Genomic DNA, 2,956 nt, shown 5'->3' with positions numbered 1-2,956 from the left:
ACATTTTCCAGCCTCAGCCAAGCACTGCTCAATACGGACCCTTTTAAATGTATTCTGTGTGGCGGGAAAATGGTCTATCAGCGGGTCTTGTATGGGCTGGTAACAAAGGATCTGGTTGCTAACGCAGTGGAAATAGCGCGAATGCGTTACGTGATGTAATGCAGGGAAGATCTGCCTGAATTCAGCAAATTCGTTCAAAAATCAGTCGATTAGCCAACAAATAATGATCTCACTCCCTCTTGTGCTGAAAAAAACAGCAAATCTTACCGACTGTGATCCCTATTTCATAAGGCCTCAGGATCTTTGAAATTCCTAGGCGTAAATATGGAAAACCGGGTATCCCAAATATTTTCGATTATATCTGGCACTTTGATACCGAGCTAAAAAGTCGATTATTACGCTATTGGAACTAATTACAACATATCCGCAATAACTGCATGGCTTTCCGGCGACCATACACTACATTGAACTTGGCCAATATGCTTTTTCTGAAGTAATAACATCACTAAACGAGATTGTCCAATCCCACCACCTATCGTTTGTGGCATTTGATCTTTTACCAATGCTTGATGCCATTCAAAAGACATTCTATCTTCATCACCGGTGATTGCTAATTGGTTTGTAAGCGCTTCTGTATCAACACGGATGCCCATAGAAGAAATTTCAAATGCATCCTGCAATATAGGGTTCCAAACAATAATATCACCATTTAAACCGGCATACCCCTCACTGTTAGGTGTTGTCCAATCATCATAATCAGGAGCACGTACATCGTGAGCAAGGCCATGCGATAGTTTTCCTCCAATACCAATAAGAAAAACTGCACCTAATTCTTTAGCTATTTCACGTTCTCTTCCTTTAGCATCAAGATCAGGGTAGCGTTGTAATAATTCTTCACTATGAACAAAATGAATTTGCTCAGGTAAAAATGGAGCTAAACCACATTCTGTACTAACCGCTTTTTCTGTTTCTTTTATTGCTTGATAAATTTTAATGACCGTCTGTTTTAAATAATCAAGAGAGCGCTCATCCTTAAGCATTACTTTTTCCCAATCCCACTGATCTACAAATACAGAATGAATAGGTGTCAGACGATCTTCATCAGGACGCAATGCTTTCATATGGGTATAAAGCCCTTGTCCGGGTTTAAAATCAAAACGACCTAACGTTTTACGTTTCCATTTAGCCAATGAATGTACAACTTCAAAAACAGAATCTGGCATCGATTTTACTTTGACTTGTACTGCTTTTTCATGGCCTGACAGGTTATCTTGAATCCCATCACCGAGACGACTTAAGATAGGTGCTTGAACTTCAATTAAAGCTAATTCTTTTTCTAATAAACGCGAAAAATAAGATTTAACAAAACTAATTTGTTGTTGTTTTTCGATGAATGACTTTTCCATTTTTTTACCCCATAATCTGTAGCATTATTTGCTTTGTTATATAGATTAAACAATAAAACTGGTTATAAATTCAATATACTTAATAAAAAAAAGTCATTATGATTTATAATATTCAAAATAAAGCCTTTAAAAATAAATAATCGTTAAAAATGGTGTTTTAAAATGGTTGAAAATTATCAAATCGATAATCTGGATCGTGACATACTTAATGAATTACTGAGAAATGCACGGATCCCTTACGCTGAAATAGCTAAAAAATTTGCCGTAAGTCCTGGTACGATACATGTCCGAGTCGAAAAAATGAAACAAGCTGGGATTATTGTAGGGACACGTGTAGATATTAATGTGAAGCAACTAGGTTTTGATGTCTGTTGCTTTATTGGCATTATTTTAAAAAGCGCGAAAGACTACCATACTGCGCTGAAAAAACTTGATGAATTAGACGAGGTGGTCGAAGTTTACTATACAACTGGACAATATAGTATATTTATCAAGGTAATGTGTCGATCCATTGATGCGTTACAAGACGTACTTATTAATAAGATACAGACAATTGATGAGATCCAATCTACTGAAACCTTGATCTCTTTACAAAATCCAATAATGCGTACTATCAATCCATAAAAATGGAATAACCATATTATTCACAGGTAGATCCCAACTCATTCACAGCATACAATAGGCATTGTTTTAAATAATGGGGTTCATAATGACAAAAGTAACATTGATTACAGGTAGCACTATGGGCAGCGTTGAATATGTTGCTGAACATCTCGCTGAAATATTGGAGAAATATGACTTTGACACTGAAGTCACATACGGTCCATCGTTAAAAGAGCTACCAACAAAAGGTATTTGGTTAATTATATGCTCTACCCATGGAGCAGGTGATTTGCCTGAAAATATACAACCTCTAGCAAAAGAGATCAGCGAAGAAAAACCTGATCTTAGCCAGATTAGTTATGGTGCGATTGGGATAGGTAGCAAAGAATATGATACTTTTTGTGGTGCAATCCATAAATTAGATCAACTGCTAAAGGATCATAATGCAAAACGCGTTGGAGAAACATTGGAGATTGATATTTTAGAACATGAAGTGCCAGAAGATCTTGCAGAAATTTGGATCGAAAAGTGGAAAGATAAAATTATCGATTTGGATAAATAAAAGCCAAATAAATGTGGATAACTTTGCGAAAAAGCAGGAAATAACCCGTAGTTATCCATAGAATAAGCTTGAATGCCAAACTTTGTTGTGGATAACTAGCCATGTTAATCCCAGCTTATACGGAGTAGGATCACATATCATTCACAGCTAAAGATCATAAACAAGATAATGATCTTCTAATGGTATTTGCACTTATCCACAGAAGATCGCGATCCTAATAAAAGATCTAATAAAGAGATCTTTAAATAAAAAGATCTTATTTTAACGCCTAGGAATTTCAAAGATCCTGAGGCCGTATGAAATAGGGATCACAGTCGGTAAGATTTGCTGTTTTTTTCAGCACAAGAGGGAGTGAGATCATTATTTGTTGGCTAATCGACTGATT

Annotated in this window: 3 protein-coding genes; 2 read left to right on the top strand and 1 reads right to left on the bottom strand. The window is 36.1% G+C overall.

Features of this window, described 5'->3' with window-relative positions:
• Nucleotides 1-413: 413 nt before the first annotated feature.
• Complete coding sequence (gene asnA, locus CBG25_RS20130; RefSeq protein ID WP_032115566.1) at nucleotides 414-1,406, bottom strand: aspartate--ammonia ligase; 993 nt, start codon at nucleotides 1,404-1,406, stop codon at nucleotides 414-416.
• 162 nt (nucleotides 1,407-1,568) lie between these two features.
• On the opposite strand from asnA, the gene asnC reads away from it, so the two are divergent.
• Both asnC and mioC read left to right on the top strand, forming a co-directional pair.
• Nucleotides 1,569-2,030 carry a transcriptional regulator AsnC gene (gene asnC / locus CBG25_RS20125; protein ID WP_032115567.1) on the top strand — a complete coding sequence of 154 codons (462 nt, stop codon included), beginning with the start codon at nucleotides 1,569-1,571 and terminating at the stop codon, nucleotides 2,028-2,030.
• An 85-nt stretch (nucleotides 2,031-2,115) separates the two neighbouring features.
• A complete protein-coding gene (gene mioC, locus CBG25_RS20120) occupies nucleotides 2,116-2,571 on the top strand; it encodes an FMN-binding protein MioC (RefSeq protein WP_290608866.1) in 456 nt (151 codons plus the stop codon).
• The last annotated feature ends 385 nt before the right edge of the window (nucleotides 2,572-2,956 follow it).

It is taken from the genome of Arsenophonus sp. ENCA, from assembly GCF_002287155.1.
In the GTDB taxonomy this organism is placed as follows: domain Bacteria; phylum Pseudomonadota; class Gammaproteobacteria; order Enterobacterales; family Enterobacteriaceae; genus Arsenophonus; species Arsenophonus nilaparvatae.
This window is presented reverse-complemented; position numbering and strand designations above follow the sequence as displayed.